The 23,141-nt window shown below is 35.2% G+C and carries 20 protein-coding genes; 7 read left to right on the top strand and 13 right to left on the bottom strand.

Annotated features, from left to right (window positions below):
* Positions 1-86 precede the first annotated feature (86 nt).
* Complete coding sequence (locus Q4566_RS10355; RefSeq protein WP_303420863.1) at positions 87-464, bottom strand: DUF3127 domain-containing protein; 378 nt, start codon at positions 462-464, stop codon at positions 87-89.
* A 395-nt stretch (positions 465-859) separates the two neighbouring features.
* Between Q4566_RS10355 and Q4566_RS10350 the strand changes: the two genes are divergently transcribed.
* On the top strand, positions 860-2,011 hold the full coding sequence (locus tag Q4566_RS10350) for a HAMP domain-containing sensor histidine kinase (RefSeq protein WP_303420862.1): 1,152 nt from the start codon (positions 860-862) through the stop codon (positions 2,009-2,011).
* Positions 2,012-2,013: 2 nt separating this feature from the next.
* Complete coding sequence (locus Q4566_RS10345; RefSeq protein ID WP_303420861.1) at positions 2,014-2,355, top strand: hypothetical protein; 342 nt, start codon at positions 2,014-2,016, stop codon at positions 2,353-2,355.
* On the opposite strand, the gene Q4566_RS10340 is transcribed toward Q4566_RS10345, so the two are convergent.
* Both Q4566_RS10340 and greA read right to left on the bottom strand, forming a co-directional pair.
* Positions 2,350-2,739: an HIT family protein gene (locus Q4566_RS10340; protein WP_303420860.1), complete on the bottom strand. Its 390-nt coding sequence runs from the start codon at positions 2,737-2,739 to the stop codon at positions 2,350-2,352. The genes Q4566_RS10345 and Q4566_RS10340 overlap by 6 nt on opposite strands.
* Positions 2,740-2,883: 144 nt before the next feature.
* Positions 2,884-3,357 carry a transcription elongation factor GreA gene (gene greA, locus Q4566_RS10335; protein WP_303420859.1) on the bottom strand — a complete coding sequence of 158 codons (474 nt, stop codon included), beginning with the start codon at positions 3,355-3,357 and terminating at the stop codon, positions 2,884-2,886.
* 429 nt (positions 3,358-3,786) lie between these two features.
* Between greA and Q4566_RS10330 the strand changes: the two genes are divergently transcribed.
* Positions 3,787-4,215 carry a hypothetical protein gene (locus tag Q4566_RS10330; RefSeq protein ID WP_303420858.1) on the top strand — a complete coding sequence of 143 codons (429 nt, stop codon included), beginning with the start codon at positions 3,787-3,789 and terminating at the stop codon, positions 4,213-4,215.
* A 176-nt stretch (positions 4,216-4,391) separates the two neighbouring features.
* Here the strand turns inward: Q4566_RS10330 and Q4566_RS10325 are convergent, their stop codons facing one another.
* The 8 genes from Q4566_RS10325 to Q4566_RS10290 form a co-directional block, all read right to left on the bottom strand.
* Positions 4,392-6,578 (bottom strand): TonB-dependent receptor, encoded by a 2,187-nt coding sequence (locus Q4566_RS10325; protein WP_303420857.1) that lies wholly within the window; start codon positions 6,576-6,578, stop codon positions 4,392-4,394.
* Between the two features lie 319 nt (positions 6,579-6,897).
* Complete coding sequence (gene arfB, locus Q4566_RS10320) at positions 6,898-7,305, bottom strand: alternative ribosome rescue aminoacyl-tRNA hydrolase ArfB (RefSeq protein WP_303420851.1); 408 nt, start codon at positions 7,303-7,305, stop codon at positions 6,898-6,900.
* On the bottom strand, positions 7,306-8,856 hold the full coding sequence (locus Q4566_RS10315) for a DUF4301 family protein (RefSeq protein ID WP_303420849.1): 1,551 nt from the start codon (positions 8,854-8,856) through the stop codon (positions 7,306-7,308).
* Positions 8,843-9,424 (bottom strand): ATP-binding protein, encoded by a 582-nt coding sequence (locus Q4566_RS10310; protein WP_303420847.1) that lies wholly within the window; start codon positions 9,422-9,424, stop codon positions 8,843-8,845. The genes Q4566_RS10315 and Q4566_RS10310 overlap by 14 nt, the downstream gene beginning before the upstream one ends.
* Positions 9,385-10,017 (bottom strand): nicotinamide riboside transporter PnuC, encoded by a 633-nt coding sequence (pnuC, locus tag Q4566_RS10305; protein ID WP_303420841.1) that lies wholly within the window; start codon positions 10,015-10,017, stop codon positions 9,385-9,387. The genes Q4566_RS10310 and pnuC overlap by 40 nt, the downstream gene beginning before the upstream one ends.
* The gene (locus Q4566_RS10300) at positions 10,001-10,261 is read right to left on the bottom strand and encodes a thiamine-binding protein (protein ID WP_303420839.1); all 261 of its coding nucleotides are present in this window, start codon (positions 10,259-10,261) and stop codon (positions 10,001-10,003) included. The genes pnuC and Q4566_RS10300 overlap by 17 nt, the downstream gene beginning before the upstream one ends.
* Positions 10,245-10,997 carry a geranylgeranylglyceryl/heptaprenylglyceryl phosphate synthase gene (locus tag Q4566_RS10295; RefSeq protein WP_303420837.1) on the bottom strand — a complete coding sequence of 251 codons (753 nt, stop codon included), beginning with the start codon at positions 10,995-10,997 and terminating at the stop codon, positions 10,245-10,247. Before Q4566_RS10295 ends, Q4566_RS10300 begins: the two co-directional genes overlap by 17 nt.
* Positions 10,998-11,104: 107 nt before the next feature.
* Entirely contained in the window at positions 11,105-11,731 is a 627-nt protein-coding gene (locus tag Q4566_RS10290; RefSeq protein WP_303420836.1) for a 4'-phosphopantetheinyl transferase superfamily protein, read from the bottom strand.
* A gap of 128 nt (positions 11,732-11,859) precedes the next feature.
* On the opposite strand from Q4566_RS10290, the gene ahcY reads away from it, so the two are divergent.
* Positions 11,860-13,176: an adenosylhomocysteinase gene (ahcY, locus tag Q4566_RS10285; protein WP_303420834.1), complete on the top strand. Its 1,317-nt coding sequence runs from the start codon at positions 11,860-11,862 to the stop codon at positions 13,174-13,176.
* 307 nt (positions 13,177-13,483) lie between these two features.
* Here ahcY and Q4566_RS10280 read toward each other — a convergent pair whose 3' ends face one another.
* Positions 13,484-13,753 carry a hypothetical protein gene (locus Q4566_RS10280; RefSeq protein WP_303420832.1) on the bottom strand — a complete coding sequence of 90 codons (270 nt, stop codon included), beginning with the start codon at positions 13,751-13,753 and terminating at the stop codon, positions 13,484-13,486.
* Between the two features lie 95 nt (positions 13,754-13,848).
* Here Q4566_RS10280 and Q4566_RS10275 point away from each other — a divergent pair, with 95 nt between their 5' ends.
* The 3 genes from Q4566_RS10275 (at position 13,849) to Q4566_RS10265 (ending at position 21,781) form a co-directional block, all read left to right on the top strand.
* Positions 13,849-14,331: a DUF1569 domain-containing protein gene (locus tag Q4566_RS10275; RefSeq protein WP_303420830.1), complete on the top strand. Its 483-nt coding sequence runs from the start codon at positions 13,849-13,851 to the stop codon at positions 14,329-14,331.
* 176 nt (positions 14,332-14,507) lie between these two features.
* Positions 14,508-19,472: a translocation/assembly module TamB domain-containing protein gene (locus Q4566_RS10270; protein WP_303420828.1), complete on the top strand. Its 4,965-nt coding sequence runs from the start codon at positions 14,508-14,510 to the stop codon at positions 19,470-19,472.
* A 26-nt stretch (positions 19,473-19,498) separates the two neighbouring features.
* On the top strand, positions 19,499-21,781 hold the full coding sequence (locus Q4566_RS10265) for a BamA/TamA family outer membrane protein (protein ID WP_303420826.1): 2,283 nt from the start codon (positions 19,499-19,501) through the stop codon (positions 21,779-21,781).
* Positions 21,782-22,042: 261 nt separating this feature from the next.
* Here Q4566_RS10265 and Q4566_RS10260 read toward each other — a convergent pair whose 3' ends face one another.
* The gene (locus Q4566_RS10260) at positions 22,043-23,053 is read right to left on the bottom strand and encodes a phytase (RefSeq protein ID WP_303420824.1); all 1,011 of its coding nucleotides are present in this window, start codon (positions 23,051-23,053) and stop codon (positions 22,043-22,045) included.
* Between the last annotated feature and the right edge of the window lie 88 nt (positions 23,054-23,141).

Below are 23,141 nucleotides of genomic sequence, written 5' to 3'. Positions count from 1 at the left end.
TTTTTTATAGGACGGAACAAAAAACCCCAACGTTTTTCAACATTGAGGTTTTGTATTTATTTCCGCGAAAGCGAAACACCTTTAATTTAGAAAGGTAAATCGTCTGCGTCTTCTTCTTTTAAATCACCTGCTGGCTCAAAAGCATCTGCTGGTGGTACTGGAGGCATGTTTCCACCTGAAGCATCAGCTTGTAGAGCTTCGATACGCCATCCTTGGATAGAGTTGAAATACTTAGTTTCACCTTGAGGGTTAACCCATTCTCTTCCTCGTAAATTAATACTAATTTTTACTTGTTGTCCAACTTGGTAGCTGTTTAATAAATCGGTTTTATCTTGAACAAATTCCACCATGATGTGCTGTGGGTATTGCTCATCTGTAGTCACTACAATCTCTCTTTTTCTAAATCCGTTACTTCCGAATGATTGTGTTTCTCCAACCATTTTAATTCTTCCTTGAACTTCCATTTACTCGTATTTATGTTTGATTTTACTTCTTAACTTAAACTATAATAAATATGGGGTTACTCACATACTGTAAAAACTAATCTCAATATGAATTGCAAAACGCCTATGGCATTAACGTATCCGTTTTAAACGAAAAAAACCTGTAATTTATTGACCAACAACCTTTTTTGGCCTTTGTAGAATAATTTCCCCAAAATATTTTCACAAAACTAACTAAAAAAAACATGAAAACTTAATCTAGTTTTCAACAATAACAAAAGCTTTCATAAAATGAATTTAAAACTGGTTCAGTTAAAACCTAAATAAGTGCACAACAATGAAAATTTATTTTACACAACGTCCGCGCAATAATATTAACATATTTGCATTATATTACCAATCAAATTTTGATATCAATGATATTTGCAAAATATAGCAATACTTTTCGTTGGGGCATTATTATCGCATCGTTTGCTATTGTCTCTCTCATTTTATGGAAAACTTATGAGTTCTTTCAACACTTTAAAGAGGAAGAACGCATCAAAATGGAAATTTGGTCGTTTGCCCAAACCGATTTAATTAATTCAGACGACAACACCAATCTCGACCTGACCCTTAAAGTATTGAACAGCAACACTACGACACCTGTTTTAGAAATTAACAAAGACGGTAGTATAGGCAGTTATCTTAATATTGATGACACACGATTTTCTGATCAAAACTATGTTAACAACTTAATTGCGACTTTTAAAAGTGAGAACAAACCTATTGAAGTTATTTTCGATAATAAATTAAATAGCACGATTTATTACGGTAACTCGCCTTTAATCAATAAACTTAAATATTACCCTTTAGCTTTATTACTTATCGTTTTTCTTTTTGGCGCTGTAATTTTCTTCTTTTATAGAAGTAATAAGAACGCCACACAAAATAAATTATGGTCTGGAATGGCCAAAGAAACAGCGCATCAAATTGGCACGCCTTTATCTTCTTTAATTGGTTGGACTGAAATTTTAAAAACAGAAAACGTAGATCCCGATTATATTATTGAAATGGAAAAGGATATTGACCGTTTGCAAACCATTACTGAACGTTTTAGCAAAATAGGGTCGCTTCCTACCTTAGAAAAAGCTAATCTTGTTGAGGAAACCATTCAGTCCTACGAATATTTAAAAGCACGCTCGTCTGATCTTATTGAATTTGAATTACATGTTCCGGATGGAGAAATTTTTGTGAATTTAAACAAACAACTCTACAGTTGGACGATTGAAAATTTAGTAAAAAATGCAATTGATGCCATGAAGGGCCGCGGAAAATTAATTGTTGAAATCTCCCAACTAGAAAACAACGTTAAAGTTTGCGTTTCCGATACCGGGAAAGGCCTCGCTAAAAAGAACTTTACGAAAATATTTGAACCTGGATATACCACAAAAAAACGTGGTTGGGGCTTGGGATTATCATTAACAAAACGTATTATTGAAGATTTCCATGACGGAAAAATTAAAGTTTTACAATCTGAGATTGGAAAAGGAACTACCTTTCAAATCAGTTTAAAAAGCACTGTATAATTATGCCTGAAAGACTTATAGAGATTAAAGAAGTCGCTTTAAATAATAATTGTCCTGAGTGTTACAACACTAAAGGATTACACTTATTGTTCAAGCAAAAAGTAGTGGAGACATCGTTTTATAAAGCGATTACTCCAGAGATTAAGCATGAATTAAATTGTAAAACTTGTGAAACTGCTATTTACCCAGAACAATGGACAGATGACATCGATCGTGTTGTAGACTATCAGAAAAAAGTATTTGAACCAAAATCACCATTAACCAAGCTGAAAACATTGTCTTGGTCGCTTATTATTGGTGGTATTGCACTTATTGGTTTAAGTATTTCCCTAGTTGTATTATAGTTCTGCTTGGATAGCCTCTGCCAAAGACTGAAACTCTTCGTTAGTCATGGACACTTTTTGAATAAAACGCGCATCATCCATTGATTGTAGTGGTATTAAATGCACGTGCGCATGAGGCACTTCTAAACCAATAACACTAACTCCTATTCGTTTACAAGGCACCGCTTTTTTTAACGCTAAAGCTACCGCTCTAGAAAAAGCCATTAAACCATGGTAAGTTGTTTCATCTAAATCGAAAATTTTATCAACCTCTTGCTTCGGGATACAAAGTGTATGTCCTTTTGCATTTGGGTTAACATCTAGAAATGCTAAAAAATCTTCGGTTTCTGCTACCTTATAACAAGGAATTTCGCCATTTACTATTTTAGTGAAAATTGATGCCATAATATCGTTTTGATTTTTGAGAGATTTAAGAACATATCTCGATAAGTTCCATGTAAATATAAAAGATTCCTGTTTAAATAAAACAGAAATCTTTTATATCAATTCTTTAAACTATACTCAACAGAAAATTTCTAAAATTAAAATCTACCTTGAGATTTCAACAATATCAAATTTCATCACGCCATTAGGCACTTGAATTTCGGCAACATCGCCAACCGATTTACCTAGTAAACCTTTACCGATAGGAGAATTTACAGAAATTTTTCCTGTAGCTAAATTAGCTTCACCATCAGCAACCAAGGTATAATTCATTTCCATGCCATTGGTTTGGTTCTTTATTTTCACTTTCGATAACACTAAAATTTTAGACGTGTCCATTTGCGACTCATCAATAACACGTGCCCCGGCTAAAGCGTCCTCTAACTTGGAAATTCGCATTTCTAACATACCTTGTGCCTCTTTCGCGGCATCATATTCGGCATTCTCACTTAAATCTCCTTTATCTCTTGCTTCAGCTATGGCTTTCGATGCTTTTACACGCTCAACATCTTTAAGTTGCCTTAACTCGTCTCTCAATTTTTTTAATCCCTCTGGTGTATAGTACGATGCTTTACTCATAACTTCATTGTTTTACTTAATAAAAGATGCTGAGATACTTTAACATAACCGCGTTAAAGGATTCAGCAAACAAAAAAATCCCGTTTTCACGAGATTGTCCTACAAATATACAAAATATTTAAATCATATATTTAGAGGTCGTCAGTTAGTTACGAAAAATTAAATTTTAAGGAGCATGTCAAATCGAGCGCAGTCGAGATTGGTTACTATAACTCCGAAACGTTCTCGACTGCGCCTGTCTTCCGATAGGTAGACTCGAACTGACAAGAGAACATAATTTAATATATTTCTTGTTTTCACCTAAAAATCTGTATAATTATTTACTAGCCTCTAAAAAAGTAATTACAATAAAAGTACCTGCGTTAAACAATAAAATTTAACAGCCGCTGTTTTCTTTTTATTGTAAATTGCGCCTTATTTTGTGATATTATGAAACCACTATATATATTTCTTTGTTTCGCTTTGCTTCTTAATTGCGGCAGTAATAACGACGACAACGACAACTGTAATTTTTTACTCGAAATTAATGTGAATTACCAAATCGATTTAAACCTTCCGCAGTATAGCCAATTAAATTTTGACGGTAACTCTATTTACATTCCGAATATAGGAAACAACGGCGTTATTGTTGCGCATATTGGAGGTAATTATATGGCTTGGGATGCTAGCGACCCTAATCATGCTCCTAGCGCATGCTCTGCTATTGAGCCAGAAGGACTTTTCGGCGAATGTGGTTGTGGTGATGGGAACCGTTATAATTTTATAACCGGAGAACCAGATAATAATGATGCTTTATCCTGTGCTTTGAAATTTTACCCCGTAAATAAAAGTGGAAATATTATTTATATTTCTAACTAGATAAAATATCTTTTTTACAAAAAAACAAGAACTCTAAAAGGTATTAAATTCGTCATTCTGAACTTGATTCAGAATCTCATCATATTGATAACCATGCATTATGAGAACCTGAATCAAGTTCAGGTTGACGGCATATTGACTTTTCAAATCGTCTCATTTTATTTTTCTACTTATTCTTAAAACTTCAAATTAAGACCTAATAAAAAGTTAGCCGTGGCTTGCGGATAATAGCCCGCGTAATAACCTGTTGTAGTTCCTGTTGCACTTGAAGAATCTGGGTAATCGTAAGAACCAAAATATCCATTGGACACATATTCACGATTGAAAATATTATTAGCTAATCCTGAAATCACAATAGCTTTAAATATTTTTTTAGGTTTAATCACATACGTAACACTTAAATCGTTTACAAAATAGTCAGCAAGTTTCGATTCCTCGTTATCGGTATTCCCCATATACTGTTCACCAACAAATTTGCTTAACCATGATAGTTGTAAATTTTCTATTGGTGAAAAGTTAAAGGCATTTCCAACCACGATATTTGGTGAAAATGAAATATTGGTTTCTCCCAAATCTACCAATTCACCATCTATAGACGTTGTAAAATCTCTGTTTTTATTGCTACTTAGCGTCACATTAGTATTCATACTGAATCTATCGGTAAACATAATATTAGCATCAACCTCAAGACCTAATCGGTAACTTTTTCCACTGGTGGCTCTAATTGGGCTCCCAACATCGTCCAATTCACCTGTTAAAACCAATTGATTTTGGTAAAACATGTAATACAAGTTAGTATTTAAACTTACTTTCTCGCTATTATAACGCCAACCCAATTCAATATCATTAAGCGTTTCATTTTCGGTAATTCCTGCTTTAAAATCATCTCTATTTGGTTCTCTATTCGCAATAGCAAAGGAGGCGTAAAAACTATTGAAGTCACAATGTTTATAGGTTAAACCTACTTTAGGATTGAAGAAATTGAAATTCGCATCAGTTACAAAAGGTACACCATCGGAATTTATACCATCAGTTTTATAGCCTACAAAACGACCCTGTAAATCTACAAATCCAGTGAACTTTTCGGCAAACACAAAAGTAGCCTTAGAAAACACACTGAAATCATTCTTAGTCGCATCACCATCATAATAATGATCTCTAATTTCAGCGTCTGGCGCAAATTGCCTTGCCCAGATCACTTCTCCGAAATGATCACCAGAGTAAGTATTGTATGAAATTCCTGAAATGACCTCTAGAGCATTATTTTTATAGGTTACATTGGCATTCACCACATAAAAATCGTTATCCAACCAACGTCTTCTAATCACATCGGTAATCGGTTCACCGTCATCATTAACGTCTGTTGCTTCTACAATACCGTTGTATAAATCAATTTCATCAGTTTCGCTTTCGTACTGCTCAAAATACCCTTCGCCTTTCGTGTAGTTTAAACCCAAAGTAGTAGACCAACGATTGTTTAAACGCTGATTCCAGTGCAACTGATAATGATCTTGCCAATAGGCATCAATTTCATTGTCGTAAGTATAGGGGTTTTGGCGACGGTCTTCCTCAAGCTCATCTGCCGTTAAACCATACCAAGCCTGATAGGTTTTTTCTTGATTCCCAAAAGTCAACGCCTTAATTAAAGTATTTCCTTCTTTATAAACTCCTTGTAGAAAATATGATTTTAAATCGGTAAAAGCACGATCGACATAACCATCGGAGTCAATTTTAGAAAAACGTCCAGAGACCTCAAAACGATCATCAATAAGCCCTGTGCTCATTTTTACGGTATGTTTTCTAGTATTATAGCTTCCGAAACTATTAGCAATTTCTGCGGAAGCGTTATCTGAAGAATTATCGGTTAACAAGTTTAAACTAGCACCAAAAGCTCCAGAACCATTGGTTGAAGAGCCCACACCACGTTGCAATTGTAAACTCTCGGTTGAAGAAGCAAAATCACCTAAATTCACCCAAAACGTCCCTTGACTTTCAGGATCGTTGTAAGGAATTCCGTTAATGGTCACGTTTACGCGTGTCGCATCGGTACCACGAACACGAATACCCGAATAGCCAATTCCTGCTCCGGCATCGCTAGTTGTAACTACAGAAGGCAAATAATTTAAAAGCGTTGGAATGTCCTGACCTAAATTACGTTTTTCTAATTCTTCTTTAGAAACATTGGAGTGTGTTATAGGCGAATCGGCGTTTACACGAACGGCTTTCACCACCACTTCATCTAAATTTTCGGTTACCGTAGAATCTACAGCCTTCTCATTGTCTTGGGCAAAAGCATTTACTGAAAGTAATAAAACAGTAAGACACAGCAGTCTTTGAATAGCAATTTTTAAAGTCGATTTCATATCGATTAATGGTTATAATCGAATAAAAAGAGGCTATTATTCTTTAAAGTTATTAGTTTGTTTTTAGAATTTATGTCGAACTTTATAAGTGGCATGAATTCAAATTCCTAAACAGCATTACCTGTTCTAGGTTCGATGGGTATGATCTCAGCCCTTTGTGTCAGTTAAAAATTAATAGTTAAAAAGGAATAATTAATTGCTATGCAAAAAAATGATTCACTACAAACTCTTAACGGTTCACTGAAAGAAGCACCCCTTTATTGAGAACGCTGCAAAAGTACTAAGCAATTCCTAAAAGCCAAGACTTAATACCTGTTTTTTAATCAATGTCAGGTTTACGTCTATTTGCTTTCTTATCAGACACTTGTTTTTTACTTTTCAGTCGTTTTTTTATAACCGATTTCGGGATTTTAGTCGGAATACGGCGTTTTCTTACTTTTAAACCCTCCGTTATCAACTCCAAAAAGCGTGTAATGGCAAGTTCTTTATTTTTATGCTGACTCCTACTTTCATCACATTGTAGAATTAAAACACCTTCATTAGTCAGCCGATTTTGAAGCTTCCTAAAAAGGCGTTTTTTTTGAGTTTCAGATAAAACTAAAGTATTGTTTAAATCGAAAGTAAGTTCAATCTTGGAGGACACTTTGTTTACATGCTGCCCGCCACTACCCGAACTACGAATAGCTTTAAAACTTAACTCTTTTATGAGATTTTCCTTATCAAACATTTAAGACACTTGATGCGCAGGTTTTAGCAGGTCGTTTACGGTTTTTACAGGATTAAAGGTTTCTAGAGGCACCTCAACAAAAATAGAATTCCAAAAGGCCATACTGCCATTCCATAAGCCAGGGAGTTCTAAGGCCTTAATTTCAACGCCGTTTTGGGTTTTAGTCGTGATAAAAGCCGCCTCAGAATCGACGTAATCTTTAAGATTAAATTTTTGACCTTTATAATCTTTCACACCACAAACCAAATCAGTTGGATTAAAATGTGTGGCTTTATAAACTATACCTTGTTGGGCTGTTTTACTAAAATCGATTTGTGCAAACTCGACAATTTGAAGGGACACCTCATCATTTTTATCCTTAACCCAAAATGGTCCGCCACCAGGTTCGCCTTGATTTTTAACCATGCCACAAACACGAATTGGGCGGTTTAGTTTCAGTCGTAAATAATCTATTTTCTCTGAAGTTGAAAGCGTTTCAAAATCAACATTTACCGGCACATTAAGGCGGTAGCGTAAAAACACAAGCATTAACTGACAATCGGCATCGGTAAGATTACCTGAATCTAATTTGTGTAAATACTCAAACACTTTTCCTTGGGCTTCTAATAATACCCCTGCAAGCAATTTTTTATATCTCGAAACCTCAACATTTTGATCGGCTACAACAATATTATCTATGTTTTTTATAAAAATAATATCATGATCCAAATCATTTAGATTCTCTAACAAAGCACCATGTCCTGCTGGTCTGAACAAAATAGAGCCATCATCGTTTCTATAAACTTTATCTTTTGTGGTAAGTGCAACCGTTTCAGTTTCTTCCTTTTGATAAGAAAAAGACACATTAAAAACGGTGCCTGTTTTTTCTTGTAAACCTTGTTTTATTTTTTTCAGTTCATTATTAAAATAATCATGATGCTTTTCTGAAACCGTAAAATGTAAGTTTGAACTCCCTCCTGAAGACGCATATAAAGTCGATTCAAATAAGTGTTCTTGAAATGCTGTAACATTCACCCCATCATATTGATGAAAAGGCAACAATCCTTTTGGTAAAGAAGCATAATTTAAGGCATCTTCATCAACCATGGTTTTCACAAATTCAACACAGCGCTCTCCTCTGGATAAATTATCGAAACCTGAATGTCTTTCATGAGTCAATTTAAGCACCTCCTCATAGAAAGGGAATAATTTGAAATTTGAAATAAAAGTATCAACGAGTACATTGGTTTGTTTATCTACATAGGCCTCAATAGTTTCTTTCGTAGGGTTGTAATTCTTCAGAAACTGAAATAAAAACTTAAACATTCGAGTAGCTGCCCCAGAAGCTGGAACAAACTTGAGCATAGATAATTCAGTTTTATTGATGTCATAAAATTGAATTAACTTTTCAGTTTCGGCTTCATTATAATTTTCAATACCCTTTCCTATTGTTGCAGCACCAACTAATTCGGAATGTGTCATTCCATCTTTTAAACGCGTAATCTGACCTCTTACTTGATCAATGGTTATTCCTTTTTTATAAATCTGCTCAACATCCTTATCTAGAAACATGGTGTTCTTCTTTTATTAATTTATCAATGTGTTTTATTGCGGTTTCAAGACGTTCGGCCTTACTTCCTTTCAGTAAAACATAAGGTTTATTATACTTAATGAGCTCATTTTGAAATGCTTCAAACATGGCTTCACGTTGGTTGGGTTTATCTCTTAAATCGTCTGCTTCCCAAGGCGTATCAATATAGGTCAAAAAATACAAATTGTAGCTGTTTTCTAAGGCATATTTTTTAAGAATGGGGTCGCAACTTCCCAGGTAATACACTTCAGAATAGACCTTCGTTTCCAACAAATCGGTATCGCAAATTAACACCGAATCTGTTTTTTTCGCCAGTTCATTTTCTAAGCGCATTTGCCCTTCGGCAATAGGTAGTAAATCTTTAGGCTCGCAGGTTTTCCGTTCGTTATTCCATTTATTTTGAAGATACTCGCGCGCATACTCAGGCACCCAAACCGAATGATAATGTCGTGCTAATTGCCTAGAAAGTGTCGTCTTTCCTGTAGATTCAGGGCCAAACAACACCACTTTTATACAATTTGCGGGTTGCTGTCTAAACTTTTCTTCCATGCTTTATAGCCATAAATGGCAATTACTGTAAAAATTAAATACTGAAACGAGGTAAATACTAAGCCTTTGTACAAATAAAGTGGCACCGAAATGAGATCGCCAATAATCCAATATACCCAATTTTCTAGCTTCTTTTTAGCCATTAGCCACATGCCAACAAAAAATATAGCTGTGGTGAGCGTGTCTACGTAAGCGGTCCAGGTGTTAAATTTATCAAACACAGCATACACTACGACAATAAACCCAAGGGTTAAAAGAAAAATGAGTACACTCCAAAAATGTTCTTTTTTCGTGGTTGCCGTTACAGGAACTTCGTTATTATAGGCGTCTTTTCTGGTCCAATAATACCAACCATAAATACTCATGATAAAATAGTAAGCATTAATAATCATATCACCCAAAAGGCCATAAACCAATAAGATATACACAAAAATCGCCGTACTGATGATTCCTGTTGGGTACACTAAAATATTCTCTTGCTTAGAATACCAAACACTTAAGAAACCAAAAAACACACCAAGCATTTCTAAGATAATGAGATGCGTTGGAATGCCCTGATACTGCGAAAAAAACCAATCAAAAATGTGGCTCATAATCTTGTCTGTCAGATTTTACGATTTTCATATAAAGCAAACCGCGTTCAATCAATTCAAAAGCTTCTTTAATTTCAACGGTGAGCAATTGCATAACAGCATCATAATCGCCATAAACCTGAGTGCTTAACGGATTTTCAAGCACGGTTAAATCTGATGCTCGTAATTTTTTGATAAAATTTATAATTGCTGGCTCGTATTCGTCTTGAATAGGCGTTAATGTTAATTCAACGGATATTTTCATAGTATATGTCTTTTTTTAACTCTTCAAAAAATAATTCATCCTGCTCAAAAGCCGTTCCAATTACGGCTAAATCTGCTCCAGCTTTATAAACGGCATCCAACTGTTGTTTGCTTCTTATTCCTCCTCCAACAATTATTGGAAGTTGCACTATTTTTTTTACTTCAGAAATAATTTCATTTGTCAACGGATCTTTGGCACCACTTCCGGCTTCGAGATAAATCAACTTCATGCCAAGCAACTGTCCTGCAAAAGCGGTATCAACTATTTCCTGAACATCAGAACGACCTAGAGGTTTTTCACCAGTTACCCGTTCTACAGCTGTTACTTTTCCGCTTTCAATTAAAAGATAGCCTGTTGGAATGATTTCTAAGCTGCTACCCTTTAATTTTGATGCTGCTTGCACATGTTTTCCTATGAGATATTCTGGATTTCTACCAGATAACAGCGACAAAAACAACAAAGCATCAGCCCTATTCGTAATTTGTGTCACATCACCAGGAAATAAAACCACCGGTAAATTGGTATGTTTTTTTATTTCAACAACTAATATTTCGGTTACAAAATCATCCACCGTGCTACCACCTACAAAAATATGTGTTGCTATAGAAGCGTTCACTTTCGCAAGGAAACTTTCAGCTTTCTCCACAGTAAATTTATCAGGATCAATTAAAACAGCTAGTAGTTTTTCTTTCTCCAAAACCGAATTTAGTATGTTTTGATATATTTTATTATTCATCACAATTACCCTCTATCTCGTATAACCACCTTATTTACATCTAGCAAAAAAACAAATACTCAACGCCTTAACTCCTCAATCAATGAACTACTTAACTACTTACCTCCTCATTCCGCGGCGTAAGCACAGGTAAAACCTTCAAACTCTAAAAAGTGAATATTATAAGGGTATTTTTTATCTTTATAGTCTACCCAAGCCTTTGTTTCTTCATCAATCAATTCAAAAGGAATCACCAAAAGACAATCCTTAAAACTCAATCCTGGCACGGCAAACAGCTTATACAAGGACTCTTTAACACACCAAATAGCCGTTAGTTTTTTGATGTAACAGCTTGATGATTTATCGAGATAATCGGCCTCATAATCAACAAATTTATGAGCGATAACGGTAATTTTATCACGATGTTTTTCAATATCAATACCAACAATACCATCACTAATAATCACACCAGCAAAAATAAAAGAATGGGTAATCGAGATTTGCTTACCATCTTTTAAATGCGGTTTTCCGTTGTCGTCGTAAAACAAATCATGGTCATCATAGCCAAATTCGGCTAATAATTTACGAACACAAAGAAATCCGCGTTGATGTAATTCACTTTTCATACCCAAAACACGCTTTAATGTTTCAGGTTTCAAGGTCATATCCTGCATTAAATCATCGTAAGACTCTTCAATCTTCCAGATTTTAACGGTAGTTTGTGAATTTGGTGTTATGGTTTTATAAAGAGGCATTTAAAATCTAAAACTTATTGATTACCTTTGCAGCTCCTAAATATTTTAGTGCTTTTTGATAGGCGAATTTAAGTATTTTCAGTCCTAATCACAATGATGTTTGGGTTTTAACAAAAAGAAAAATTGATATGAGTACAAAAACAATTCCATACGTAGCAAACAAAGTTAAAGACATCTCGCTTGCCGATTGGGGTAGAAAAGAAATAGAATTAGCTGAAGCTGAAATGCCAGGACTAATGAGCTTAAGAGAAGAGTACAAAGATGCTCAACCATTAAAAGGTGCTAGAATTGCTGGTTGTTTACACATGACCATTCAAACAGCTGTTTTAATTGAAACTTTACAAGCTTTAGGTGCAGAAGTAACTTGGAGTTCTTGTAACATTTTCTCTACTCAAGATCAAGCTGCTGCGGCTATTGCTGCTGCTGGAACGGCTGTTTACGCTTGGAAGGATATGACCGAAGAAGAATTTGACTGGTGTATCGAGCAAACTTTATTTTTTGGTGAAGACAGACAACCACTTAACATGATTCTTGATGATGGTGGTGATTTAACCAATATGGTTTTAGATAAATACCCAGAACTAGCTTCTGGAATCAACGGTTTATCTGAAGAAACCACTACTGGTGTTCACAGACTTTACGAGCGTGTAAAAAAAGGAACACTTCCAATGCCTGCTATTAATGTTAATGATTCGGTTACAAAATCGAAATTCGATAATAAATACGGTTGTAAAGAATCTGCTGTAGATGCGATTCGTCGTGCAACTGATGTCATGTTAGCTGGAAAACGTGTTACTGTTTGTGGTTATGGTGATGTTGGTAAAGGTACTGCTGCTTCTTTTAAAGGTGCAGGAAGTATTGTTACGGTAACAGAAATTGACCCAATTTGTGCGCTTCAAGCGGCTATGGACGGTTTTGAAGTTAAAAAACTAGAAACGGTTATTGGAAACACAGATATCGTAATTACAACTACTGGAAATAAAGATATCGTTCAATCGAGACATTTTGAAGCTTTAAAAGACAAAGCTATCGTGTGTAACATTGGACATTTTGATAATGAAATTGACATGGCTTGGTTAAACAAAAACCACGGACATACCAAAAACACCATCAAACCTCAGGTTGATAAATACACTATTGACGGTAAAGACATTATCATTCTTGCTGAAGGCCGTTTAGTAAACTTAGGTTGTGCTACAGGTCACCCAAGTTTTGTAATGAGTAACTCATTTACAAACCAAACTTTAGCACAAATTGAACTATGGACAAACGCTGATGCTTACGAGAATGAAGTATACATGTTACCAAAAGCTTTAGATGAAAAAGTTGCAAAACTTCACTTGGCTAAAATTGGTGTAGAATTAACAGAATTACGCGAAGAGCAAGCAAGCTATATCGGTGTAACTGTAGATGGTCCTTACAAACCAGAACACTACAGATACTAGTTCCCCAATTCCCGCGCAGGCGGGAATCTCAAGAACAGAAGTAGTTATATAAAACAAAGAGGCTGTATTAAAAGCATTTAATCGCGTCATTCTGAACTCGTTTCAGAATCTCATTATACTGATTACCAGTTGTGATGAGAACCTGAATCAAGTTCAGGTTGACGAAAAGATTAGCTTTTAATACAGCCTTTTTTTCATTTTTGGGCGTTTACCCCGAAAAGGGGTCGGGCTTTCACTACTCGCTCCCTCCTACCGTCAGGGAGCTCAAACAAACCGTTCAATCCCTAACGCGGGTTCAAGATTACTATTAATCGACCAAGTCTTCTTCAAAATACCACCACAAACTGGAGTCTATGGAGGATTTCATTTTAGTAACATCCACATGGTCTTTAAAGAAAACTGTTAGGTTATCTTCTTCTCTATTTCGGCCATGCGTTTTTCTAATTTCAACAAGTTCAATCTCATTAAAATGATCTAAGTGTTTTTTAATTCTAGGAACCAAAGTCTCGTCACTTAAAAAGATTTTAATGGTAGGGTGCGATGGGGAATTTCTAATTTCAGATCTAAAAGGCAGCATATCTTATCAGTTTTAAATGAAACAATAGGTTGGCATTAGTTGGAATAGCTTAAAGTTAAGAATTTAATTGATATCTTTTAAGAATATTTTAAACCATGATTAACAAGCAAATAGAAAAACTACAAAAACTTCTATCTGAAATAGAGGCAAACATCATTTATAAAGACTTAGAAAATTTAACCGTTTCAAAATCTACCATTGGTTGGCAACTCGATCATAGCCTAAAAGTTTTTAATGCCGTTTGTAAAGTACTAGCAGCTTCCAATCCTGAAGATTACAAATCGAATTTCAACCTCACCCGTTGGTTTATTTTTTTAATTGGTCGATTTCCACGCGGTAAAGTAAAAGCCCCAAAACAAGTGGTTTCTACAAACTCAAATATTTCAGAAAACATATTAAGGAGCCAGCTTGAAGAAGCTCTAATAGGATTAAAAATCATAAGCACTTTAGACAAACATGCTTTTTTTAAGCATCATATCTTTGGAAATTTATCAAAAAAACAAACCTTTCGATTTTTAGAAATTCATACCAATCATCATTTGGATATAGTCAAAGAAATATTGTTAATAGACAAATAAAAAACATCAAAATAGATTACTTTTAACCCTTAAAAACGAAAACTCCCCTCACACTGAAAGAAAACGCCGAAGAACCAAATAAAACCAGCACTCCGCCTGAGAAAAGGAAATACCGAGGCTTACGACGCCTAGGCCGGGTTTTTATTGGATTAATTGTTTTTTTTGTAATTCTAGTTTTGGTCATAAGAACGCCTTGGGCACAAAACTTTATTAAAGATAAAGTCCTTGATTACGTTTCCTCAAAAACCGAAACTAAAGTAGATATCGAGTCCTTGTTCTTAACCTTTGATGGCGATATAAAAATTACCGGCATCTATCTTGAAGACAAGCAACAAGACACGTTACTTTACTCCAAATCTCTAGAAGCAAACATCGCTCTTATTCCGTTAATAACAGGAGAAAGCATTGGTGTTGATGGTTTGGATTGGGAAGGCGTTCGTGCTCATATTTGGCGAAAGGATTCCATACAGGGTTATAATTTCAACTTTTTAATCGATGCGTTTGCTTCTCAAGGCACAACTACCGTTGAAGTTGAAGCAGACACCAGCTCAACTAGCATGAAATACATGTTAAGAGATCTCGATTTAAAAGATTTTGAAATTTCTTTTAATGATGATCTTATAGGCATACATAGCTCGGCTAAATTTGAAGAGTTGTTTCTAGATTTAAAAACCATGGATCTCGATGCGATGTTATTCGAGGCTCCTGAAGCGCGTATCTCCAAGGCTAACATAGAAGTGCTTCAAAGTGAATCTAAAACCACGGACAACGACACCACTAGCAGCACCCTACCTCGTTTTCTTGTTGAAGAGTTTGCCTTAAAGGAAGTTAATGTACATTACAATTCAAGCACAGCAGATTTAGATTTAAGAACCGATATCCAGGATTTTTTAGTTAATGAAGCTGAAATCAATTTAGACACGAACCTTATTACTTTCGAGGAAATCGCCTTAAGCAATTCCTCCGTAAACCTGAAACTTACACAGGTAGCGAGTACCCCTAGCCCTGAAACTACTAAAAAATTTGAGTGGCCCGATTACGATATCTCAGCAGACAATATCAACCTAAACAACAATAACATTGGTTACTTTGTGAACGGTAACAAGGTGAAAAAAGGTGTTTTTAATGCCAATGCTTTAGATTTTAAAGACCTCACCCTTATAGCCAATACCGTTTACATGAATAAAAGTGGTGTGGGTTTAAATGTTGAAAAAGGACAATTTCAGGAAGGTTCTGGTTTAAACTTGAAGCATCTCATGATGCAAGCAGAGCTTGGTAACAAGAAACTAAGTTTAAACAACTTGGATATCGCATTAAACAAAGACAGACTTGTTGGCCGCCTGGAGATGCAGTACCCTGAGATTAATGCCTTAATGGAAACCCCTGAAAAGTCTAAACTTGATGTACTTCTTTCTAAAATTAATTTCGATTTTAATGATATATTTCTGTTTCAACCGGACTTAAAAGATAATGAATACATGGCTGCTTTAAGCCAAAAACAGCTTTCAGGAAATGCTAAAGCAACAGGTTATCTTTCAGACATAAAAATACCTAGTTTAAACTTACATTGGGGCGATTCTACTAAAATTTCAGTAAAAGGAAACGTTAAAAATAGTACCAATACAGACTCGCTTAAATTTAATATCCCGAACTATACCTTTATCACTCAAAAATCGGATATCCAGCGTTTTGTTGCGATTGAAGATTCTACAATGACTATTCCTAGTCGAATTAATTTATCAGGTAGTATTGCAGGATCACTCAACAGTATTTCCACAAACAGTAAATTAGCTACAGACCAAGGTTTCGCTAGTATTGAAGGACAATTTGATAATTTTGATAAAATAAAGTTTAGCACCAAAATAGCTGTTGAAGAATATGAATTAAACAAACTGCTTAACGATCCTGCCTTCGGAACATTAACAGCACATGTAGAAGCTAACGGACAAGGACAAACGGTTAACAATCTTGACGCCTTAATGAAAATTGTTATTAATGATTTTACTTATAACAATTACGAGATTTCTGAGCTTGAACTGAACGGTGATATTAAAAACGGTGAAGGTGATATCAAATCAGTTTATAAAGATGAAAACATTAACATGGACTTAAATGCTCATGTTATTTTAGATTCTGTTGCACCCGCGGTTTCTGCAAATCTTAATTTAATAGGTGCTAATCTTCAAAAACTAGGCTTAACAAATCAAGACCTTAAAACAGCCTTTAATTTAAATTTCGATTTCAAAGGCGATGCCACATCCTTTGATGCTAAAGCCTTACTAAAGGAAGGCGTTTTAGTTTATGATAACGAATCCTTTTTATTGGGAGATTTAGAAGCTGTTGCTCATCTTCAACCAGACACGACTTCAGTGGTCGTTGAAAATAGAATTATAAGTATCGATTTACAATCCAATGCCAGCCCTAATGTTTTTAGCAATGCTTTAAAAAATCATATTTTCAGTTATTTCTACAGAGACAGTAGAACCAATGTGTTAGATACCCTAAAAAACCCAGTTAAAATTAAGTTTAAAGCAAAAATAGCCAATTCGGACGTTATCAATGAAGCCTTATTAGTGAATTTGGAAGATATGGATACCATTAATATGGACATCGATTTTAATGAAAAAAATCGTAAACTTCTAGCTAATATAAGTGCTCCACACATAAATTATTCTGAAAACATAATTGACAGCCTTTCCTTTTCTATGAGTACCGATGCAGAAAAGTTTGATTTTAATTTAGGCTTCAACGAAGTGAATGCTGGGCCGATTTTGCTTCCTAAATCAACCATAACCGGCAAACAAAGAAACAACGAACTCCTATTAGATTTAAATGCTACATATAAAGATGAAGAACTATCGGATGTTCAAGCCGTAATCTCAGGTAACCGAGACAGTTTAAATTTTCATGTATTACCAGAAAAAGTCCTTTTAAATAAAGAAAACTGGACAATCCCTAGTGATAATGCCATTATATATAGTAAAGATCGGGTGGCTTTTAACAACTTTAAAATTTCAAAAAACAATCAATCCATCGATATTACCAATAAGCTTCCTGAAATACAGAAAGACCATATAGCTGTTACCTTTAAAAGCTTCAACTTAACTGAAATTTTCAATTATTTAAACCCTGAAAAACCTATAGCCAAGGGGAGCTTAAACGGTAAATTTATTGTTGAAGACCCCTTAAAAAAAGCTGGAATTGTAGCCGATTTAAATATTTCCAAACTGGAGATAAAAGACATGAACATGGGAACCTTAAGTCTCCAAGGAAAATCTCAAGGTGCTAGCAACTATACCTTAGAAAGCACCTTATCTGGCGGAGATATTGATCTAGATCTGAAAGGAAACTACAAAGCTCAAAACAACACCGCTAATTTAGATTTAGACATTAATCTAAACGAGTTCAAAATGCACGCCCTGGAAGGACTTACCGAAGGTGAAGTTACCGAAACTGACGGCTACTTTAAAGGAACTTTTAAAGTAAACGGAACTACCAAAGAACCAAAATATAACGGCACTATAAACTTCAACAATGCTAAATTTAGAATCGTTAAACTAAACACGGCCTTTGCTTTGGTAAATGAAACTTTAAAAATAGACAATAAAGGGCTCTATTTTACAGATTTTGAAGTGCAAGATGAGAATAATAACACCTTTGATATCGCAGGAAATATAGGTACAGAATCTTTTATCAATCCAACTTTTGACTTGAGCTTAAACGCTAAAAAATTTCAAGTATTAAATGCAACAAAAGAGGATAACGATATGCTTTATGGGAAGGTTGTTTTTGATGCTGATGCAAAAATAACAGGCGATATGGAAATCCCTAAAGTAGACTTAAAACTTACTGTAGACTCGGAAACGGATGTCACATACATCATGCCCACTTCTTCCGTTGATGAAGAATCACGAGATGGTGTTGTTCGTTTTGTAAATCGCAACAACCCCGATGCTATTTTAACCCAAACCAACGAACAAACCACAACACTTACAGGTTTTGATATTTCTAGTTATTTAAAAGTTGGAGATAATGCGGCATTTACCATAGTTATAAATGAGCAAACTAACGATAATTTTAAAGTGTTTGGTCAAGGTGAATTTGATTTTACCATGAAACCAAACGGACAAATGAACCTCTCGGGAGTTTATAACGTTTCGGGTGGTCATTACGAAATGAGTTTGTATAATTTGGTAAACAGACGCTTTGAGCTTGCACCAGAAAGTAGAGTAACATGGTCTGGAAACCCTTTTAATGCAGCCATGGATATTCGGGCGATTTACGATGTTGAAACTTCAGCTACTGGTTTAATGGCTTCAGCTTCCTCAGGAGCCGATATTTCGGACAAAGGACGTTTCCAACAGGTATTACCGTTCTACGTTTATTTAAATATAGATGGTGAACTTACAGCACCTGAGATTTCATTCAAACTTGACATGCCCGAAGATGAACAAGGTGCTATTAGCGGACAGGTATATGGCAGAGTTCAGCAAATTAATCAGGAGCCAGATGCTTTAAACAAGCAAGTTTTCTCGCTTTTAGTATTAAACAGATTTTATCCAGATTCTAGTAGTGATGGTAGTGAAGGTGGTTTCAGTACAATTGCCAGAGATAATTTAACTAGTGCACTTTCCGATCAACTTAATGTCTTTTCAGATAAACTTTTAGGTAACTCTGGATTTGATTTAGATTTCGGCCTAAACAGTTATACAGACTATCAAGGTGATTCGCCAGAAGACCGTACCAATTTAGATATTGCAGCACAGAAAAAATTATTTCACGACCGTTTAATTGTAAAAGTTGGTAGTGAAGTTGAAGTACAAGGCAGTTCTGACAACCGAGAGCCTACACCTCTAATCGGTAACGTTAACTTGGAGTATTTACTAACCAAAGATGGCCGTTATAGACTTAAAGGCTTTAGAAAGAATGAATATGAAAACATTATCGAAGGGCAAACCATCGCAACAGGACTAGCAGTCGCATTTACCCAAGAATTCAATAAATATCGAGAATTGTGGGATGCGATGTTTAAGGCTTCGAAAGAAGAAGAAGAAAATGATGATGATGATGATGATGATGATGATGATGATGATGATGATGATGAAAAACCACAACCAGATGAACCTAAAAATAAAGACTAACTAATAAATAGCATCCTTTTAAAAATATGACGTTTAAAAATTTCATAGTCTTATGCATCCTAATCGTATTATGCTACGCTTGTAGTGTTACGAAATACATCCCTGAGGACGAACTTCTCTACACCGGTGCAACGCTTGAAATAGAAAGTGACTCTTTGCTTAAAGACAAAACAAAGGATATCATAAAAACCAATCTGAATTCGGTAATTTCCGTGACTCCTAAACCTAACGGGAATATTTTGGGCATGCCAATAGGACTATATTTTTACTATAAGAACCAGCAAGAACATCCTGGATTCATCAATAAATGGCTTTATAAAAATTTTGGAGAAGAACCTGTTTACCAAAGTGACGTGCAACCTTTTGAGGTCGAATCACTACTTCTTAACAGACTTGACAACAGAGGCTTCTTTTACAGTTCTTCTTCTTCCGAAGTTATTGAAAATGCAGATGAAAAAGAAGCATCTGTAGACTATAAAGTGATCGTTGCGCAACCTTATAAAATGGAAAACTATACTTTAGACAGTCTTCCACAACCTATAGAAAGTAATATAAGCGCAGGTTTAGACAAAACAATCATAAAAAAAGACATGCGCTTCGATTTACCATTAATGCAAAATGAACGCAAACGTATTGATCAGTCTTTAAAAAAAATAGGGTATTATAATTTTAATGAAAGGTTTTTAATATTTGAAGCAGACACCAATCAGTATAAAAACAAACGCTTCGATTTATTCTTAAAACTAAAAGAAGAAACCCCTAAAGAAGCTATTATTCCTTATGAAATTTCAGAAATAAATATATATCCATATTATAATTTAGAAACAGATACCTCAAATATGGCTGCCGAAAGGTATAAAGAGAAAAATTATTATCAGGATGAATTATTTTTTAAACTAAAATATCTAGATCCTTTCCTAACGCTTGAAGAAGGACAGCATTATAATGCCGAAAACTCCAAAAACACAGCAAGGCGCCTATCACAAATAGGAACCTATAAATTTGTAAATATTCAATATAAAGAAATCGATTCGGCGTTAACGGACAGTCTTGGAAAACTAGAAGCTAACATATATTTATCACCTCTTAATAAAAGAGCGATTCAAGCTGAATTGCAAGCGGTAACAAAATCGAATAACTTTACGGGGCCAGCCATGAGCTTATCCTTTATAAACAGAAATATATTTAATGGAGGTGAAACCTTAAAGATAAGCGCCAAAATTGGCTATGAAGCTCAATTTACGAGTAAGGATAACGAAGATTTGAGCAGTACACAACTTGGGTTGAGTGCTGAACTATTATTCCCAAGAATTATATTTCCTGTAAAAGTAGGTCCGCACTTTTTTAAATACAACATACCAAAAACAAAAACCTCCTTAAGCTTAGATTATTTAGACAGAAAAGGCTATTTCAGCTTAATATCCTCATCTGCACTCTTTGGCTATACCTGGGATGCTAATAGACTGGTTACTTATGAAATAAACCCCATAAGTATCAACTACACCAAGCCTTGGAACATTACAACGGACTTTCAAGATATCTTAGACGACAATCCTTATATGCAGGATAGTTTTGAGCAGGAGTTTATCACAGGAATGACCTTCTCCTTTACTTATAATGGTTTGTTAGAAACCCGTAAACGCGATCAAATATTTTTCAACACCAAATTAGATATTGCAGGAAACTCTTTAAGCTTGTTTAGTAAGGACAACCCAGATGGGAGTCCGAATGAAATCTTCGGTTTAGAATATGCCCAATATGCCAAAGCCGATGTTGATATTTATTACCATCATAGATTTAAAAAAGATCATGTGCTTGCCAGCCGAATTTTTGCGGGTTATGGTATTGCTTACGGAAACTCCACCATTCTACCCAATGTAAAGCAATACTTTGCTGGTGGCCCTTACAGTGTACGTGCGTTTAGAATCCGTTCTTTAGGCCCTGGAACCTTTGACGGAAGCACGGTGAGCGACACCTATTACGATCAAACAGGAAACATAAGATTAGAAGCTAATGTAGAATACCGTTTCCCAATTTACTCATTTTTAAAAGGTGCAGCTTTTGTAGATGCTGGTAACATTTGGAATTCAATTGAAAACCCTGCTTTACCTGGCGGCAAATTTTCAAGCGATTTTCTTCAAGAATTAGGTATGGGAGCTGGTGTTGGTTTACGTGTAGATGTTCAAGGTTTTGTAATACGTTTAGATTTAGCAACCCCTTTTCATAATCCCGCGTTACCAGAAGGTGAACGTTACGAGTTTGACACCCAAGAATCGGTATTAAACTTTGCTATTGGTTATCCTTTTTAAACCATACAAATTTCATTTAAAAAAACCGAATACTACGTAACAGGGTCACATTCATATTCGGCTTTAAAAACAATAAAAATTATCTAAATAGGCTTTAGCTTAACACTATTGTCAGTTCGAGCGCAGTCGAGAACGGTTTGATGTTAAAGGAAGCCAATCTCGACTGCGCCTGTCTGCCGATAGGCAGGCTCGATTTGACATAAAAAGACCCCTCAGGTTTTTAAAACCTGAAGGGTCGATCTACTAAACTCTAAATATGTTTTATTCTGTAAGCTTCAGCTTGGCTAAATCATGAAAGAAAAAGTTCTTATCATCATTCATTGAAACAAATACACCGTTAGGGAATTTATCACCTAAAGCAACCGTAGTGACATCACAACCATCAGTTTCAACAGTCCCTAAATTAAGCTCTTTTATAAAAGCAAGTGTTTCTAGGTCGAAAATATTAAAAGTGTGTGCTTGCTGATTAGACACAATAAGAAAACCACGGTCTTCATATTTTGCAATAGCAATCCCTTCAATATCTCTTTCAAAATGTTCGCTACCAATCATAGCCACCTCTTCGTTACCTTTTGATGGTTCAGCGTGGTATTTTCTAACCCCGTGCATTTCATCAGAATAGTAAACAAAACCATTTTCGTTATCTACAGCAATAGCTTCAACTTCTTTTTTACCACTGAATTTTCCGAACTCTCTTACCAATTTAGCGTGCACCCCTAAACTATCGCTAGATAATTCATATTGGTGTAAATAGCCATCTGCTGGTCCGTTTTTTCTACCAACAATCGCGTAAATTTTGTTAGAGATAGCCGATTTGTAAAGCGCAATTCCCATTGGCGAATCACCTTCTTCTTCAACAGCATTTTCAAAAACAGAGTAACCACCGTTATCAAGAGGAATCATCTCTGGAACAGCATACAGTCTGAATACTTTACGTTCTCTTTCAGTAAAAGCGATAATAGCGGTTTCTGTAGAATCATTGATTTTAAAACCATATTCTAAATCGATGTTATTCGGACGCTTTAAACCACGAACGGTTTTATCTTCGATAACTTTTCCGTCTAAATCGAAAGCATAAATAGCCCCTTCTGTATTTTTATCGGTACCAAATATGATACTTTCTGAAGCATTGTTTGGGTTGATCCAAATCGCAGGATCATCAGAATCATGTAATGTGTGTTCCGTAATTACATCTGGCGCGATTTCTGGAAGTTTTTTTCCACAAGATGTCGCTACTGCAATCAGGGTTGATAATAAAAGTATTTTTTTCATATATTTCTTATAATGTATATTGATTGTCCGTAAATGCTCTTAAAGCTACAATATTTTAATATTGTCATTCAGAAGGAGGCACGACTGA

This window comes from Tamlana sp. 2_MG-2023, from assembly GCF_030548465.1.
In the GTDB taxonomy this organism is placed as follows: Bacteria; Bacteroidota; Bacteroidia; order Flavobacteriales; family Flavobacteriaceae; genus Pseudotamlana.
This window is presented reverse-complemented; position numbering and strand designations above follow the sequence as displayed.

Coding starts and splice junctions, on each gene's coding strand:
- Q4566_RS10355 (WP_303420863.1), bottom strand. CDS start 464: ATGGAAGTTCAAGGAAGAATTAAAATGGTTGGAGAAACACAATCATTC.
- Q4566_RS10350 (WP_303420862.1), top strand. CDS start 860: ATGATATTTGCAAAATATAGCAATACTTTTCGTTGGGGCATTATTATC.
- Q4566_RS10345 (WP_303420861.1), top strand. CDS start 2,014: ATGCCTGAAAGACTTATAGAGATTAAAGAAGTCGCTTTAAATAATAAT.
- Q4566_RS10340 (WP_303420860.1), bottom strand. CDS start 2,739: ATGGCATCAATTTTCACTAAAATAGTAAATGGCGAAATTCCTTGTTAT.
- greA (WP_303420859.1), bottom strand. CDS start 3,357: ATGAGTAAAGCATCGTACTATACACCAGAGGGATTAAAAAAATTGAGA.
- Q4566_RS10330 (WP_303420858.1), top strand. CDS start 3,787: ATGAAACCACTATATATATTTCTTTGTTTCGCTTTGCTTCTTAATTGC.
- Q4566_RS10325 (WP_303420857.1), bottom strand. CDS start 6,578: ATGAAATCGACTTTAAAAATTGCTATTCAAAGACTGCTGTGTCTTACT.
- arfB (WP_303420851.1), bottom strand. CDS start 7,305: ATGTTTGATAAGGAAAATCTCATAAAAGAGTTAAGTTTTAAAGCTATT.
- Q4566_RS10315 (WP_303420849.1), bottom strand. CDS start 8,856: ATGTTTCTAGATAAGGATGTTGAGCAGATTTATAAAAAAGGAATAACC.
- Q4566_RS10310 (WP_303420847.1), bottom strand. CDS start 9,424: ATGGAAGAAAAGTTTAGACAGCAACCCGCAAATTGTATAAAAGTGGTG.
- pnuC (WP_303420841.1), bottom strand. CDS start 10,017: ATGAGCCACATTTTTGATTGGTTTTTTTCGCAGTATCAGGGCATTCCA.
- Q4566_RS10300 (WP_303420839.1), bottom strand. CDS start 10,261: ATGAAAATATCCGTTGAATTAACATTAACGCCTATTCAAGACGAATAC.
- Q4566_RS10295 (WP_303420837.1), bottom strand. CDS start 10,997: ATGAATAATAAAATATATCAAAACATACTAAATTCGGTTTTGGAGAAA.
- Q4566_RS10290 (WP_303420836.1), bottom strand. CDS start 11,731: ATGCCTCTTTATAAAACCATAACACCAAATTCACAAACTACCGTTAAA.
- ahcY (WP_303420834.1), top strand. CDS start 11,860: ATGAGTACAAAAACAATTCCATACGTAGCAAACAAAGTTAAAGACATC.
- Q4566_RS10280 (WP_303420832.1), bottom strand. CDS start 13,753: ATGCTGCCTTTTAGATCTGAAATTAGAAATTCCCCATCGCACCCTACC.
- Q4566_RS10275 (WP_303420830.1), top strand. CDS start 13,849: ATGATTAACAAGCAAATAGAAAAACTACAAAAACTTCTATCTGAAATA.
- Q4566_RS10265 (WP_303420826.1), top strand. CDS start 19,499: ATGACGTTTAAAAATTTCATAGTCTTATGCATCCTAATCGTATTATGC.
- Q4566_RS10260 (WP_303420824.1), bottom strand. CDS start 23,053: ATGAAAAAAATACTTTTATTATCAACCCTGATTGCAGTAGCGACATCT.